This window comes from Variovorax monticola, from assembly GCF_051216855.1.
Lineage (GTDB): Bacteria > Pseudomonadota > Gammaproteobacteria > Burkholderiales > Burkholderiaceae_C > Variovorax.
The window spans coordinates 231,608-246,595 of record NZ_JBPJZP010000007.1 but is presented as its reverse complement, the minus strand read 5'-3'; the positions used below and the strand labels follow the sequence as shown (position 1 = coordinate 246,595).

The following is a 14,988-nucleotide window of genomic DNA, read 5'->3' as shown; positions in this document are numbered from 1 at the left end:
CAACCGTCCAGCACTCTCGCTGGGTCGCAGGAGCCCCTCATGCTCTCTCTCACCTCCGGCATTGGCGCCGTCGTTCTCGTTCTGCTGGCGGTGCTGCTGTTCGGCGCCGTCTGGATCTTCCGGGAATACGAGCGCGGCATCGTGTTCACCCTGGGACGTTTCTCGAAGGTGTCGGGGCCCGGCCTGGTGCTCGTGATTCCGGGCGTCCAGCAGGTGGTGCGCGTCGACCTGCGCACCGTGGTGCTCGAAGTGCCCACGCAAGACGTGATCTCGCGCGACAACGTGTCGGTGAAGGTCAGCGCGGTCGTGTACTTCCGCATCGTCGACGCCGAGAAAGCCATCATCGAGGTGAAGGACTTCTTCAATGCCACGAGCCAGCTGGCGCAGACCACGCTGCGCTCGGTGCTGGGCAAGCACCAGCTCGACGACATGCTGGCCGAGCGCGAGCGGCTCAACCTCGACGTGCGCGAATCGCTGGACGTGCAGACGGCCTCGTGGGGCATCAAGGTGTCCAACGTGGAGATCAAGCAGATCGACCTGACCGAATCGATGGTGCGCGCCATCGCGCGGCAGGCCGAGGCGGAACGCGAGCGCCGCGCCAAGGTGATCCACGCCGAGGGCGAGCTGCAGGCCTCTGAGAAGCTGTTCCAGGCCGCGCGCGTGCTGGCGCAGGAGCCGCAGGCGATCCAGCTGCGCTACCTGGAGACGCTCACCGTGATCGGCGCGGACAAGAACACGACCATCGTGTTTCCGCTGCCGGTGACCTGCTGGCGAGCTTTCTCGGCAAGCGCGCCTGACGCGCGGCGAACACCAACGGAAAACTGTTCTTCACGGGCAAGGCCCGCGGTGCATGGCCTTTCGCACGGGGCGTGCTTACCATCGGCCGGCCACTCGACGCAGGAGCCCCGTGTGATCTTCGTTTTCCATCTTCTCGACAAGCCCGGTTCAGCCGCATTGCGCACCGCGGCGCGCCCGCAGCACAAGGCCGGCCTGGCCCAGGTGGCCGAGCGCATGGCCGTCGCCGGCCCGCTGCTGGTGCTTGCTTTCACGAACCTGTGGCCGCAGAAGGTCGGCTTTGCGCCGGCCGCATGAGCGAGCGCGCGCTATCCATGGTCAAGCACATCGTGATGTGGGACCTGCGCGGCGACACGCCGGAAGAAAATGCGCAGGCCCGCCAGTTGCTCAAGCGCAAGTTCGAATCGCTGCGCGGGCAGGTCCCGGGCCTGTTGCACCTGGAGGTGGGCGCCGATTCGAGCCGCGTGGGCTACGCCTGCGACGTGGTGCTCTACAGCGAGTTCGACAGCCAGGCCTCGCTCGACGGCTACGCCACGCATCCGGCGCACCTGCGCATTCGCGAAGAGCTGGGCGACCTGCGCGTCGCGCGGCACCAGGTCGACTACGCGGTGGAGTGACGCGCCTGCGTCAGTCGTTCGGACCGTCCTGGGCACCCTCGCCGCGCTGCGCCGCTGCAAGGGCCGCCGCTGCGCGCAGCTTGTCCTTCTTGCTCGGCCGCGCCCCCTTCACGCCGCCCGTGCCCGACACATCGGTCACCGGCACGGCCGCTTCGGTCGGCTCGAAGCCTTCGACGCGCTCGCGCGGCAGGCTCAGGCCCTGGCGCTTTTCGATCAGGCGGAAATGCGCCTCGGTCGACGCGCTCACGAAGCTGATCGCCAGCCCGCTCGCACCCGCGCGCCCGGTGCGGCCGATGCGGTGGATGTAGTCGGTGGGCGAGCGCGGCAGGTCGTAGTTGATGACCACGGGCAGCTGCGCGATGTCGATGCCGCGCGCCGCGAGGTCGGTGGCGATCACCACGTCCCAGCGGCTTTCCTTGAACTGCGACAGGATGTCGGTGCGCGTGCCCTGCGCGATGTCGCCGTGGAAGGGCACCGCATAGATGCCGTTCTTGTAAAGCTTCTCGGCCACGATCTGCGCCGCATGCTGCGTGGCGACGAAGACCAGCACGCGGTCCCATTCGCCTTCATGTTGCTTGAGCAGGTGGCGCAGCAGTTGCGTGCGGCGGATGGCGTCGACCTCGATCACGCGCTGCACGATGTTCGGCTCGGTGCCCGGTTCGCCCTGCACGTCGATGACGGCGGGCTCGCGCAGCATGCCGTCGGCCAGCGCCTGGATGGCGGCCGGAAAGGTGGCGGAGAACAGCAGGTTCTGGCGCTGCGCAGGCAGCAGCGCGAGGATGCGGCCGAGCTCTTCGGCAAAGCCGAGGTCGAACAGGCGGTCGGCCTCGTCGAGCACCAGCGTCGACACGGCGTTCAGTTTCAGCGCGTTGTGCTCGACCAGGTCGAGCAGCCGGCCCGGCGTGGCAATGACGATGTCGGCGCCGCCGCGCAGGCCCATCATCTGCGGGTTGATCGACACGCCGCCGAAGGCGATGACGATCTTCAGCCGCTCGGGCAGGTGCTGCGCCAGGCTGCGCATGGTCTCCCCGACCTGGGCCGCGAGTTCGCGCGTGGGCACGAGCACCAGGGCGCGCACCCGGCGCGGGCCGTCCGCGCGCTGGGCGAGTTCGGCGCTCAAGCGCTGCAGCAAGGGCAGGGAAAATGCGGCGGTCTTGCCGGAGCCGGTCTGCGCCGAGCCCCGCACGTCGCGGCCCTGCAGAATCGCGGGGATGGCCGCGGCCTGGATGGCGGTCGGCGCGGCATAACCGCTTTCGGCGGCAGCCTGAACGAGCGCGGGGGCCAGGCCCAGTGAAACGAATGGCATGTGAGCAGACAGAGAGAAAAACCCGAGAGAGAAGAGAGACGTAGCGAATGTCGACGATGAAACAGCGCAATCAGACCGGCAGCGCCCTGGTGTACTCCACCGAGGCGGGCGGGCGCATGTGCCCCTACTGCGGCGAGCCCGCAGCCCGATGCAGGTGCAAGGAACTGAAGGCGCGCGTGCCGGCCACCGACGGCATTGTGCGTGTATCGCACGAAACCAAGGGGCGCAAAGGCAAGGGCGTGACCGTCGTCAAGGGCGTGGCGCTGGACGCCGAGGGCCTTGCGACACTGGGCAAGCAGCTCAAAACGGCCTGCGGCTCGGGCGGCACGGTGAAGGACGGCGTGATCGAGATCCAGGGCGACCACCGCGACACGGTGATCGCCGCCCTCGTGAAGCAGGGCCGCACCGTCAAGCGCGCGGGAGGCTGAGCACCCGATGAAGCCTGAAGACCTGCAGCGCCTGGTGAGCCTGCCCATGCCGTTCGGCAAGCACAAGGGCACGCTGATCGCCGATTTGCCCGGCAATTACCTGAACTGGTTCGCACGCGAGGGTTTTCCCTCGGGAGACATCGGCCGGCTGCTCGCCTTGATGCATGAAATCGACCACAACGGGCTGTCGGACCTGCTGAAACCGTTGCGAAATCGCCCGCCGGGTCGGACTGTTTCGCAATAACACACGAATTTCCCACTCTTTTTGCAATTCACGTTGGATAATCCGGCCCACGTGTCTGTGAGACTTGTCTCCCGTGCACGTAATTCGGTGATCGGTCAGTTTCGCGCCACAGCGCACTTGTTTGTTGTGATTCTGGGACTCCATCGCTTTGTTTTGTTGGTTTGAATTAGGAGTCCCTCCATGGGCAAGAAACTCTACGTAGGCAACCTCGCCTACTCTGTGCGTGACAACGACCTGGAACAGGCTTTCGGCGAGTTCGGCTCGATCGTCAGCGCCAAGGTCATGATGGAACGCGACACCGGTCGTTCGAAGGGCTTCGGCTTTGTCGAAATGGGCACGGATGCTGAAGCACTCGCAGCTGTCGAAGCCATGAACGGCCATTCGCTCCAGGGCCGTGCCCTGACGGTGAACGAAGCCCGTCCGATGGAAGCTCGTCCCCCCCGCACCGGTGGTGGCGGCGGCTACGGTGGTGGTGGCGGCGGTGGCGGCTACGGTGGTGGTGGCGGCGGTTACGGCGGCGGCGGCGGTGGCCGTAGCGGCGGTGGCGGCGGCGGTGGTTACGGCGGCGGCGGCGGCGGTGGCCGCGGCGGCTACTAAGCCCTTCCTGTACGTCCGAGAGCTCCGGCTCTCTGAATGAAAAAAGCTCCTTCGGGAGCTTTTTTCGTTTCTGCCGCCCCTTGCAGGCGCGCAGTCAGGTCACCCTAATAGAAACCCGGTAAGCATTTGTCCGTACCCTCGCGGTCAGCCAACGGTCAGCCGCGCAGAACGACGCTCGACCCCTTCAAACAAGAGGGGCGAGACATGCGCATCAAGAGTCAGGCGGACTTCTTTTCAGGAGTCATGTTCACCAGCGTGGGAGGGGCCTTCGCGATAGGCGCCACCACCTACACCATCGGCGACGGCGCCCGCATGGGGCCCGGGTACTTCCCGTTGATGCTGGGCATCCTGCTGGCGTTTCTGGGCGCCATCATCATGTTCCAGGCGCTGGTGGTCGAAACCACCGACGGCGACCCGATCGGCAAGTGGGCATGGAAGCCCCTGGCCTTCGTGCTCGGCGCCAATCTCGCCTTCGGCGTGCTGCTGGGCGGGCTGCCCAGCATCGGGCTGCCGGCCATGGGGATGATCATCGCGATCTACGCGCTCACGATCATCTCGAGCATGGCGGGCGAACAGTTCAAGCTGCGCGACGTGCTCGTGCTCTCGACCATCCTGGCGGCCGGCAGCTATGTGGCCTTCATCTGGGCGCTCAAGCTCCAGATCCAGGTCTGGCCCACTTTCATTTCGGGCTGAGGAGCACGCACCATGGACCTGATCCACAACCTTTCCATCGGTTTCGGCGTTGCCTTCACCTTCACCAACCTGCTGTATTGCCTGCTGGGCTGCATCCTGGGCACGCTGATCGGCGTGCTGCCGGGCATCGGCCCGGTCGCGACCATTGCGATGCTGCTGCCCGCCACGTACGCGCTGCCGCCCGTGTCGGCGCTGATCATGCTGGCCGGCATCTACTACGGCGCGCAGTACGGCGGCTCCACCACGGCCATCCTGGTCAACCTGCCCGGCGAATCGTCCTCGGTCGTCACCTGCATCGACGGCTACCAGATGGCAAGGCAGGGCCGCGCGGGCCCCGCGCTGGCCGCGGCCGGCCTGGGCTCGTTCTTCGCGGGCTGCGTCGGCACGCTGATCCTGGCGGCCTTTGCGCCACCACTGACCGAGCTGGCCTTCAAGTTCGGCCCGGCCGAGTACTTCTCGCTGATGACGCTGGGCCTGATCGGCGCCGTGGTGCTGGCCTCGGGTTCGCTGATCAAGGCGGTGGCCATGATCGTGCTGGGCCTGCTGCTGGGCATCGTGGGCACCGACGTCAACTCGGGCGTGGCGCGCTACAGCTTCGACATTCCTGAGCTCACGGACGGCATCGGCTTCGTGGTGATCGCCATGGGCGTGTTCGGCTACGGCGAAATCATCGGCAACCTGTCGCAGCCCGACGACGAGCGCGAGGTGTTCACGCACAAGGTCAAGGGCCTGTGGCCCACCAAGGAAGACTTCAAGCGCATGACACCCGCGGTGCTGCGCGGCACGGCGCTGGGCTCGGCCCTGGGCATCCTGCCGGGCGGCGGCGCACTGCTGGCGTCGTTCGCCTCGTATGCGCTGGAGAAGAAGATCAAGATGCGCCCGGGCGAAGTCCCGTTCGGCAAGGGCAACATCCGCGGCGTGGCGTCGCCCGAGTCGGCCAACAACGCCGGCGCGCAGACCTCCTTCATTCCGCTGCTCACGCTGGGCATTCCGCCCAACGCGGTGATGGCGCTGATGGTGGGTGCCATGACCATCCACAACATCCAGCCAGGCCCGCAGGTGATGACCAGCAATCCGGAGCTCTTCTGGGGCCTGATCGCCTCGATGTGGATCGGCAACGCGATGCTGATCATCCTGAACCTGCCGCTGATCGGCATGTGGATCAAGCTGCTGACGGTGCCCTACAAGTTCCTGTTCCCTGCGATCGTGCTGTTCTGCGCCATCGGCGTGTACTCGACCAACAACAACACCTTCGACGTGTGGATGGTGGCGGCCTTCGGCTTCATCGGCTACCTGTTCATCAAGCTCAAGACGGAACCCGCGCCGCTGCTGCTGGGCTTCATCCTCGGGCCGATGATGGAAGAGAACCTGCGGCGCGCGCTGCTGCTGTCGCGCGGTGCATGGAGCGTGTTCGTCACGCGTCCGCTGTCGGCAGGGCTGCTGGTGGCCGCGGTGATGCTGCTGGGCATCGTGCTGCTGCCGGCCATCAAAGCCAAGCGCGAAGAGGCCTTCGTGGAGGAATAGGCTCGCCCCCAGGCTTCGCGCACTTCGTGTCGCTTCTCCTTCCCCCTACCGGGGGCAACACCTGAGGCCCGGCGAAGCCGGTTCCTCGGTGTTCCTGGAAGAAGCCCCCGGCCTGGCGCCTGGGGTTTTTCATTTCAGGAACGCGTCGTACGCCGTCTTGAGGATCAGCGCGCTCACCACCACGATGAACACCACCCGCACGAACCCCGCGCCGTGCTTGAGCGCCACGCGCGTGCCCAGCAGGCTGCCGGCCACGTTGGCCACCGCCATCACCAGCCCGTAGTGCCACCACACGTGGCCCTTGGCGGCCAGCAGGATCAGCGCGGCGCCGTTGGTCAGGGTGTTGATGATCTTGGCGGAGGCAGAGGCGTTGAGGAAGTCGTAGCCCATCCAGCGCACGAACAGAAACACCAGGAAGCTGCCCGCGCCCGGCCCGAAGAAACCGTCGTACAGCCCGATCGACAGGCCGATGGCGCAGGCCGCCAGCGTTTCGGCGCGGCCGGTGAAACGCGGCGCGTGCAGCCGGCCCATGTCCTTGCGCGCCAGCGTGTACAGCAGCACGCCCAGCAGGATGACCGGCAACGCCCGGCGCAGGAAGTCGCCGGGAAACACCGTGACACCCCAGGCGCCCAGCATCGCGCCGGCGAAGCCGACCAATGCGGCCGGCCAGAGGGCCCCCCAGCGCATCTGCACCCGCTGGCTGAACTGGGCCGCCGCGGCGGCCGTGCCCCAAATGGACGCGCTCTTGTTGGTGCCCAGCAAGGTCGCCGGCGGTGCGCCCGGAAACACGGCGAACAGCGCCGGAACCAGGATCAGCCCGCCTCCGCCCACGATCGAATCGACAAAACCCGCGAGCAGCGAGGCACCCGTGACCACCAGCATTTCCATGGTGGCGATTGTCTCACCCGCACAACTATCAAAAGGATAGCTGCATACGCACGTGCGACAAGCGAAGGAGGCCTGTTCGGCTTGAAGAAAAAGGCTCGGCCACGCCTTGTGAACAGGCAAAAAAAAGACGCCGACCAGCGGCGTCTTTCAAGTTCGAACCAGGCATCTCGTACGGAGCCTTTGAAGATTTTTCTTGTTGAGCGGGAAGTTGTCTCCTCGGACCCTCGGCAGCACGAGCAGGGCCCGTTCGCGAGTGGGCAGACTTTAGGGTGCGCACCGCGTCAGTGCATTGGGAATTACCCGCTTCGACTTACGTCTGAGGCCGTATTCAACAACCAAAGTGTTTCCGGTGGTTAACGGCATGGCGGGACGCCGTCAGGTGCAAGCGGCTGGTGCGTCAGCGGTGGTCCTTGCTGGGCCTCGATCTTGCACAGCAACAAGGAACACCTGGGGAGTTGATCCCCCGTCGGAGGAACCATGCCATCCATGTCCGAAAGCGAACGCATCGCCCTCGCCGCCCGCCTTCACGTGGCGCTGCGGCGAAAGCACGGGCGCGTGACCGACACCGAATGGATGGCGACCAACGCCGAGTACGCCGCCGAAATCGTGCGCATGACGCGCGTGCACGCCGCCGAAACCAAGGACGAGGAGCTCGACCAGCTCGCCACGCGGCTGGAGCAGGCGATGGAACCGTTGGCGCGCGCCGCCCGCCTGGCGGCGCGGCAACCCGACGGGCAGCCGCCCACGCCGCCGCCGCGGTACGTGGGCGGGTCGCGCTGAACGAGCCCCGCCCTCGATCCGAACTCAGCCCGCAGCCAGCGCCGCCTTGCGAATCGACTGCAGCGTGCTCCCCGGCGTGATGGCCTCCGGGTCCAGCATGCAATGCAGGATGGCCGGCTTGCCGCTCGCGCGCGCGCGGGCCAGCGCGGGACCGAACTCGTGCGTGGTCGTCACGCGCTCGCCGTGGCCGCCGAACACCTCGGCATAGCCGCGGAAGTCGGGGTTCTTCAGTTGCGTGGCGCTGATGCGGCCGGGGTAATGCTTTTCCTGGTGCATGCGGATGGTGCCGTACATGGCGTTGTCGAGCAGCACCACGAGGATCGGCAGGCCGTATTGCACGGCGGTGGCGAACTCCTGGCCGTGCATCATGAAGTCGCCGTCGCCGGCGAACACCACCACCTCGCGCTGGGGCCACAGGCGCTTGGCGCCGACACCGGCCGGCAGGCCGTAGCCCATCGAGCCGCTGGTGGGCGCCAGCTGGCTGGCGAACGCGCGGAACGGCCAGAAGCGGTGCACCCAGGTGGCGAAGTTGCCCGCGCCGTTGCAGAAGATGGTGTCGGCCGGCAGCACCTCGCGCAGGTGCTGCATGACCTCGCCCATCTGCAGCGGACCCGGAATGCGGATCGGGGCCGGGTCGCTCCAGCGCAGGAAGTCTTCGCGAGCGGTCTTGGTCTCGGCCTGCCACGCGGGCGGTGCGGCGGGGCGCAACGCGGACACCGCTTCGGCAAAAGCCTGCGGCGTCGCGTGGATGCCCTGCGCCGGGCGGTAGAGCTTGCCGAGTTCGTCGGCATCGGCATGCACGTGCACCAATGCCTGCTTCGGCTGCGGAATGGCCAGCAGCTCGTAGCCCTGCGACGGCACCTCCGACAGACGGCCACCCACCAGCAGCACCAGGTCGGCATGGCGGATGCGCTCCAGCATGCGCGGGTTGGCGCCCAGGCCCAGGTCGCCGGCGTAGCAAGGATGCTCGGCGGACATCAGCATCTGGCGGCGGAACGAGCAGTACACGGGCAGCGAGAACGCCGCCGCGAAATCCGCGAACTGCAGCGCCGCCTTTTCAGACCAGCGGCTGCCGCCCAGGATGACGACCGGGCGCTGCGCCTGCGCCAGGCGCTGCTGCAGCTCGGCGACCTGCGACGCGCCGGGATGGGTTTCGGTCACCGCGTACGGCAGCGCGTCGGCCACCGTCGCGGCCTCGGTCAGCATGTCTTCCGGCAGCGCGATCACCACCGGGCCGGGCCGGCCCGAGGTGGCGACATGGAAGGCGCGCGACACCAGCTCCGGCACGCGCGCCGGGTCGTCGATCTGCACCACCCACTTGGCCATGGTGCCGAACACGGCGCTGTAGTCGAGTTCCTGGAAGGCCTCGCGGCCCAGTGCCTCGCGCGCGACCTGGCCCACGAAGAGCAGCAGCGGCGTCGAGTCCTGGTGCGCGATGTGCACGCCGGCCGCCGCGTTGGTGGCCCCCGGGCCGCGCGTGACGAAGCAGATGCCGGGCTTGCCCGTGAGCTTGCCCTGCGCCTCGGCCATCATGGCCGCGCCGCCTTCCTGGCGGCACACGGTCACGTCGATCGATGCGTCGTGCAGCGCGTCGAGCACGGCCAGAAAGCTTTCGCCGGGCACGCAGAAGAGCTGCTGCACGCCATGGGTGATGAGCTGGTCGACCAGGATCTGGCCGCCGGTGCGGGGTGAAGTCATGCGTTGTCCGATCAACTGAAGGTATTGGTCATTGGTATGGCTCCTTCCCCTGCCGGGGGAAGGCTGGGATGGGGGCAAGCGGCGTTGGCTGTGCCGACAGCATTTGATGCGCCGCGAGCCCCCACCCCTGCCCTCCCCCGGAAGGGGAGGGAGCAACGCGGGCTCGACGAAATAAAGGCGCGAGGTATTGCTCCTTCCCCTCCCGGGGGAAGGCTGGGATGGGGGCAAGCGGCGCTGGCTGTGCCAACAGCATTTGATACGCCGCAAGCCCCCACCCCTGCCCTCCCCCGGAAGGGGAGGGAGCAACGCGGGCTCGACGAAATGAAGGCGCGAGGTATTGCTCCTTCCCCTCCCGGGGGAAGGCTGGGATGGAGGCAAGCGGCGCTGGCTGCGCCGACAGCAATTGATAGGCCGCGCGCCCCCACCCCCGCCCTCCCCCAGCGGGAGAGGGAGAAAGTCAAAGTCATTCGAGGGCTTCGCACGCGGCAACGATGCGACTGCACGCCTCTTCCAGTTGCGACATCGCCGTCGCATAAGAAATCCGGAAATACGGCGCCAGCCCGAACACGCTGCCCGGCACCACGGCCACCTCGAAGTCCTGCAGCAGATAGCCGCAGAAGTCGCTGTCGCTCTGCAGCAGCGTGCCGCCGCGCGTGCGCTTGCCGAGCACCCCTGCGCAACTCGCAAAGGTATAGAACGCGCCTTCAGGCACGCGGCAATGCAACCCCGGCGCGCGGTTCAGCGCGGCGACCACGAAGTCGCGCCGCGCCTGGAAGTCGGCACACCGCTCGGCCACGATGCCCTGCGGCCCGGTCAACGCCTCGATGGCCGCCGCCTGGCTCACCGACGACGGGCACGAGGTCGTCTGGCTCTGCACCACCGCCATGGCCGCGATGAGCGCGCGCGGCCCTGCGCCGTAGCCCACGCGCCAGCCGGTCATGGCGTAGGCCTTCGACACGCCGTTGACGGTCAGCGTGCGTTCGCGCAGCCGCGGCTCGACCGCCACCGGCGTCGCGAACGCGAGCCCGTCGTAGAGGATGTGTTCGTAGATGTCGTCCGCCAGCACCCACACCCGCGGATTGCGCAGCAGCACTTCGCACAGCGGCTTGAGCTGCGCCGCGCTGTAGGCCGCGCCGCTCGGGTTCGACGGCGAGTTGACGAACAGCCAGCGCGTGCGCGGGGTGATGGCCGCGTCGAGCTGCGCCGCATCGAGCCGGAAGCCGTCGGCCTCGGTGCAGGCCACCACCACCGGCACGCCGCCGCAGATCCGCACGATGTCCGCGTACGAAGTCCAGTACGGCGCCGGCAGGATCACCTCGTCGCCCGGGTCCAGGCTGGCCATCAGCGCGTTGAAGATCACCTGCTTGGCGCCCGCGCTCACGCTGATTTCGTCGGGCGCGAAGTCCAGTGCGTTGTCGCGCCTGAACTTCAGCTGCACCGCCGCCTTCATCGCCGGGCTGCCGTCGAGCACCGTGTAGCGCGTCTCGCCGCGTTCGATGGCGCGCACCGCGGCCTCGCGCACGTTCGGCGGCGTGTCGAAGTCGGGCTCGCCCGCGCCCAGCACGATCACCGGCCGGCCCGCGCGCTTGAGCGCGTTGGCGTGGTCGGTGATGCGCAGGATCTCCGACACGCCGATGGCGCGCACGCGCTGCGCCGGCAAAAAGGCAACCGTGTCCGGGCTCACTTGGCGTAGGCCTCCAGCGGCTTGTCGTTGGGCTCGGCCATCAGCTGCTTGAGCGCCGGGCTCATCGGCAGGTTCAGGCTGGTGTTCTTCGGCGGAATGGCGGCCACGAACCACTTGGTGTAGATCTTCTCGAGGTCGCCGCTCTTCATCATGCGGCGCAGCGAGTCGTCCACCGCCGCCTTGAAGGCCGGGTCGTCCTTGCGGAACAAGAGCGCGATCGGCTCGGAGCCCAGCGCCTCGCCGACGATGCGGTACGACGCGGGGCTCTTCGAGTTCGCGATGATGCCGGCCAGCAGGTTGTCGTCGAGCACGAAGGCGTCGGCGCGGCCCGACTCCAGCAGCAGGAAGCTCTCGAGGTGGTCCTTGCCCAGCATGGTGTTGTAAGACACGTTCTGCGCGCGCTCGCGCTTGCGCAGCAGCTGCACGGCGGTGGTGCCGGTCGAGGCCGACACGTTGCGCCCCGCCAGCTGGTCGAGCGTGGCGATGCCCGAGTCGACCTTGGTCGCCATGCGCACTTCGCTCACATACGTGGTGAGCGCGAAGGCCACCTGCTGCTGGCGCGCGGTGTTGTTGGTGGTGGGGCCGCAGCCGATGTCCAGCGTGCCGTTCTGCACCAGCGGAATGGTGTTCTGCGCCGTCACGGCCATGTATTCGAGCTTGGCGGAAGGCGCGATGTCCTTCAGCACGCGCTCGCACAGCTCGACGTGGTAGCCCACGTACTTCTCGCCCGCACCCAGCATGTAGGCCATGGGCGGCGAGGCCTCGCGCACGCCCAGCACCACCTTGCCGCTGCTCTTGATCTTGTCGAGCGTGCCGGGGGTGGCGGTCGAAGTCTGCGCGGTGGCGCCGAATGCGAACGCGAGCAGCGCGGCTGCAATGGCGGTGGTTGCGGCGGTCTTGAAGGGAATGTGCATGGTCTCTGTCTCCTGGTGGTTGTTCTTGGTGGATGCAAACGGCCGCCCGCCGGCCGTCGCGGCACACGGCCGCAAGGCAAGTTCGGGCAAGCCAGGGAGGCGGTCAGTCGCCGATGTCGAAGGTCACGCCTTGAGCCAGGGGCAACGCGGTCGAATAGTTGATGGTGTTCGTGGCACGGCGCATGTACGCCTTCCAGCTGTCCGAGCCCGCCTCGCGCCCGCCGCCAGTCTCTTTCTCGCCGCCGAAGGCACCGCCGATTTCCGCACCGCTCGGCCCGATGTTGACGTTGGCGATGCCGCAGTCAGAGCCCGCGCTCGACATGAAGCGCTCGGCCTCGCGCACGTTGAGCGTGAAGATCGACGACGACAGGCCCGCGCCCACGTCGTTGTGCCATTCGATGGCCTCGTCCAGCGTGCTGTAGCGCACCACGTACAGGATGGGCGCGAAGGTTTCGCGCAGCACCGGCCCGGCATGCGACTTCAGCTCGACCAGCGCGGGGCGCACGTAGTACGCGTCTTGCGTGCCGATGCCGTCCACGCGCTGGCCGCCGTGCACGGTGGCGCCGGCCTCGCGGCTTTCGCCGAGCGCCTTCTGCATGCCATCGAAGGCCGCGCGGTCGATCAGCGGACCGACCAGCGTGCCGGCCTCGCGCGGGTCGCCCACCTGCACGTTGCCGTAGACCCTGGCGAGCTTGGGCACCAGCGCGTCGTACACGCTGTCGTGCACGAACAGGCGGCGCAGCGTGGTGCAGCGCTGGCCGGCCGTGCCCATGGCCGAGAACGCGATGCCGCGCAGCGTGAGGTCCAGGTCGGCCGAGGGCGTGACGATGGCGGCGTTGTTGCCGCCCAGCTCCAGGATGGCGCGGGCGAAGCGCGCGGCCAGCTTCGGCCCCACCTGGCGGCCCATGGCGGTGGAACCGGTCGCCGACAGAATGGGCACGCGGTGGTCGTCCACCAGCACCTCGCCGATGTCGCGCTGGCCCAGCAGCAGGCCCAGCAGGCCTTCGGGCGCGTCGCCGAAACGCGCGATGGCGCGCTGCGCGATGGCATGCACGGCCAGCGCGGTCAGCGGTGTTTTTTCCGAAGGCTTCCACACCACCGAGTCGCCGCACACCAGCGCCAGCGCCGCGTTCCAGGACCACACGGCCACCGGAAAGTTGAAGGCCGAGATCACGCCGCACACGCCCAGCGGATGCCAGGTTTCCATCATGCGGTGCTCGGCGCGCTCGGTGGCCAGCGTGAGGCCGTAGAGCTGGCGCGACAGGCCCACGGCGAAGTCGCAGATGTCGATCATTTCCTGCACCTCGCCCGCGCCTTCGGACGGTATCTTGCCGGCCTCCAGCGTGACCAGGCGGCCCAGGTCGCGCTTAGCGGCACGCAGCTCCTCGCCCAGCAGGCGCACCAGTTCGCCGCGGCGCGGGGCCGGCACGTTGCGCCAGGCCTTGAAGGCGTCGTGCGCGCGGCCGATGGCCGCGGTGGCCCCGGCCGGCGTGGTCTGGCGCACCTGCGCCACCACCTCGCCGGACACCGGCGAGCGCACCGTCAGCGCGCCGCCGGTGTGGGCCTCGTGGGGCACGCCCAGGCGCTGCAGCAGTTGTTCGACTTCGGTGGCGACGGACGCCTGTGGAAGGGAGGTGGGGGCTTCGGACATGGACGCGCTCCGGGAAGGAGGAGAAAGAAGGAAGGCAGTGCGGGGGGCTGGAACCCGGCCAATATCAGCGAACTGCGCGCGCTTGGCTAGTGAAAAAATGGAAGGACCTGATGCGTTTGAGGAAGGATGCTGGCGTGCGCCGCGCATCCGACGGGCTGCACGCCTACGCACAAGGCACCGGGCCGCATCCAACATGCACCACCCTCACTCGCCCGACGCGCCATGAAGACGATCCTCTCCCTCTACGCCGCGCTCCACGCGCTGACGGCGTTCGCTTTCGCCGCCGCGGCCGTGGTGCTGATCGTGGTCGCGGGGCACGCCGGCTTTGTCGCCGTGATGCAGGGCATCGACATCTCGGCGGCCGAAGCGGTGATCGAGGCGGTCGGCCTGCTGGCGGCAGCGGTCGTGGCGCTGCAGATTTCCCAGACCGTGCTCGAAGAAGAAGTGGTGCGCGACGCCCACATCGGCGCGCCGACGCGGGTGCGCAGGTTCCTGTCGCGCTTCATGGTGGTGATCGTGGTGGCCGTGGCGGTCGAGGGACTGGTCGCGATCTTCAAGGCCCGCGAGACGCCCGAACTCATGCTGTACGGCGCTGCCCTGCTGAGCGCGGTGGGGCTGCTGATGGCGGGCTGGGGCGTGTTCATTCGCCTGAACCGCTACGCCGAAGAGCTGGAGCCCGAAGCGATGCAGGAAGCCAAGAGCGAAGACGCCAAGCTGAAGGGGTGACCATGCCTTTCAAGAGCTTCCTCAAGCCCACCCTGGCCGCGCTGAGCGTGGCCCTGCCGCTCGCGGCCATGGCAGCGGACCGCAATCCGCTCGTGGCCGAGCGCTGGAAGACGCGCCCGGTGGTCGTGGTCGTGCCGGCAGAAGGCGACGCGCTGCTGCGCAAGGTCGAGTCCGCCCTGCGCCAGACGGCCACGCGCGAGGCCTTCATCGACCGCGAGATGGTGCTCTACACCGTGGTCGCGGGCCAGGGCCGCCGCAACGCGCAACCCATCGAAGCGGCGCAGACCCGCGCGCTGCTGGCCGCGCTGAAGCTCGATGCGGCGGGCCCGCCCACCTTCGTGCTGGTCGGCAAGGACGGCGGCGTGAAGATGACCGAAGGACCCGAGGTCGACCTGCAGGCGGTGTTCGCGGAGATCGACCGGATGCCGATGCGCCGGCGTTGA

16 protein-coding genes and 1 pseudogene are annotated in these 14,988 nt (G+C 67.9%); 11 read left to right on the top strand and 6 right to left on the bottom strand.

Features of this window, described 5'->3' with window-relative positions:
* The first annotated feature begins 39 nt into the window (after positions 1–39).
* From ACSFA5_RS25255 to ACSFA5_RS25245, 3 genes and pseudogenes are all read left to right on the top strand, one after another.
* A pseudogene (locus tag ACSFA5_RS25255) lies at positions 40–797 on the top strand (slipin family protein).
* Between the two features lie 112 nt (positions 798–909).
* Positions 910–1,092, top strand: a complete 183-nt coding sequence (locus ACSFA5_RS25250) for a YciI family protein (protein WP_435446792.1) — start codon at positions 910–912, stop codon at positions 1,090–1,092.
* 17 nt (positions 1,093–1,109) lie between these two features.
* Positions 1,110–1,412, top strand: coding sequence for a Dabb family protein (locus tag ACSFA5_RS25245; RefSeq protein ID WP_435446791.1), 303 nt, complete (start codon positions 1,110–1,112; stop codon positions 1,410–1,412).
* A 10-nt stretch (positions 1,413–1,422) separates the two neighbouring features.
* Here the strand turns inward: ACSFA5_RS25245 and ACSFA5_RS25240 are convergent, their stop codons facing one another.
* Complete coding sequence (locus ACSFA5_RS25240; RefSeq protein WP_435446790.1) at positions 1,423–2,718, bottom strand: DEAD/DEAH box helicase; 1,296 nt, start codon at positions 2,716–2,718, stop codon at positions 1,423–1,425.
* A 47-nt stretch (positions 2,719–2,765) separates the two neighbouring features.
* Here ACSFA5_RS25240 and ACSFA5_RS25235 point away from each other — a divergent pair, with 47 nt between their 5' ends.
* The 5 genes from ACSFA5_RS25235 to ACSFA5_RS25215 all read left to right on the top strand — a co-directional run bounded on the left by ACSFA5_RS25235 (position 2,766) and on the right by ACSFA5_RS25215 (position 6,204).
* Entirely contained in the window at positions 2,766–3,146 is a 381-nt protein-coding gene (locus ACSFA5_RS25235) for a translation initiation factor Sui1 (RefSeq protein WP_435446789.1), read from the top strand.
* Between the two features lie 7 nt (positions 3,147–3,153).
* Entirely contained in the window at positions 3,154–3,390 is a 237-nt protein-coding gene (locus ACSFA5_RS25230; RefSeq protein ID WP_435446788.1) for a DUF3820 family protein, read from the top strand.
* A 180-nt stretch (positions 3,391–3,570) separates the two neighbouring features.
* A complete protein-coding gene (locus tag ACSFA5_RS25225) occupies positions 3,571–3,987 on the top strand; it encodes an RNA recognition motif domain-containing protein (RefSeq protein ID WP_435446787.1) in 417 nt (138 codons plus the stop codon).
* 204 nt (positions 3,988–4,191) lie between these two features.
* Positions 4,192–4,680, top strand: coding sequence for a tripartite tricarboxylate transporter TctB family protein (locus ACSFA5_RS25220; protein WP_435446786.1), 489 nt, complete (start codon positions 4,192–4,194; stop codon positions 4,678–4,680).
* 12 nt (positions 4,681–4,692) lie between these two features.
* On the top strand, positions 4,693–6,204 hold the full coding sequence (locus ACSFA5_RS25215) for a tripartite tricarboxylate transporter permease (protein WP_435446785.1): 1,512 nt from the start codon (positions 4,693–4,695) through the stop codon (positions 6,202–6,204).
* Positions 6,205–6,333: 129 nt separating this feature from the next.
* Here ACSFA5_RS25215 and ACSFA5_RS25210 read toward each other — a convergent pair whose 3' ends face one another.
* The gene (locus ACSFA5_RS25210) at positions 6,334–7,092 is read right to left on the bottom strand and encodes a TSUP family transporter (protein WP_435446784.1); all 759 of its coding nucleotides are present in this window, start codon (positions 7,090–7,092) and stop codon (positions 6,334–6,336) included.
* A 477-nt stretch (positions 7,093–7,569) separates the two neighbouring features.
* On the opposite strand from ACSFA5_RS25210, the gene ACSFA5_RS25205 reads away from it, so the two are divergent.
* Complete coding sequence (locus ACSFA5_RS25205; protein WP_435446783.1) at positions 7,570–7,872, top strand: hypothetical protein; 303 nt, start codon at positions 7,570–7,572, stop codon at positions 7,870–7,872.
* A 24-nt stretch (positions 7,873–7,896) separates the two neighbouring features.
* Here the strand turns inward: ACSFA5_RS25205 and ACSFA5_RS25200 are convergent, their stop codons facing one another.
* From ACSFA5_RS25200 to amaB, 4 genes are all read right to left on the bottom strand, one after another.
* On the bottom strand, positions 7,897–9,570 hold the full coding sequence (locus tag ACSFA5_RS25200; protein ID WP_435446782.1) for a thiamine pyrophosphate-binding protein: 1,674 nt from the start codon (positions 9,568–9,570) through the stop codon (positions 7,897–7,899).
* 463 nt (positions 9,571–10,033) lie between these two features.
* A complete protein-coding gene (locus tag ACSFA5_RS25195; protein ID WP_435446781.1) occupies positions 10,034–11,254 on the bottom strand; it encodes a pyridoxal phosphate-dependent aminotransferase in 1,221 nt (406 codons plus the stop codon).
* Entirely contained in the window at positions 11,251–12,168 is a 918-nt protein-coding gene (locus ACSFA5_RS25190) for an amino acid ABC transporter substrate-binding protein (RefSeq protein ID WP_435446780.1), read from the bottom strand. Before ACSFA5_RS25190 ends, ACSFA5_RS25195 begins: the two co-directional genes overlap by 4 nt.
* A gap of 103 nt (positions 12,169–12,271) precedes the next feature.
* Positions 12,272–13,819 carry an L-piperidine-6-carboxylate dehydrogenase gene (gene amaB / locus ACSFA5_RS25185; protein ID WP_435446779.1) on the bottom strand — a complete coding sequence of 516 codons (1,548 nt, stop codon included), beginning with the start codon at positions 13,817–13,819 and terminating at the stop codon, positions 12,272–12,274.
* A gap of 222 nt (positions 13,820–14,041) precedes the next feature.
* Here amaB and ACSFA5_RS25180 point away from each other — a divergent pair, with 222 nt between their 5' ends.
* A complete protein-coding gene (locus tag ACSFA5_RS25180; RefSeq protein ID WP_435446778.1) occupies positions 14,042–14,545 on the top strand; it encodes a hypothetical protein in 504 nt (167 codons plus the stop codon).
* Between the two features lie 2 nt (positions 14,546–14,547).
* The gene (locus ACSFA5_RS25175) at positions 14,548–14,988 is read left to right on the top strand and encodes a DUF4174 domain-containing protein (protein ID WP_435446777.1); all 441 of its coding nucleotides are present in this window, start codon (positions 14,548–14,550) and stop codon (positions 14,986–14,988) included.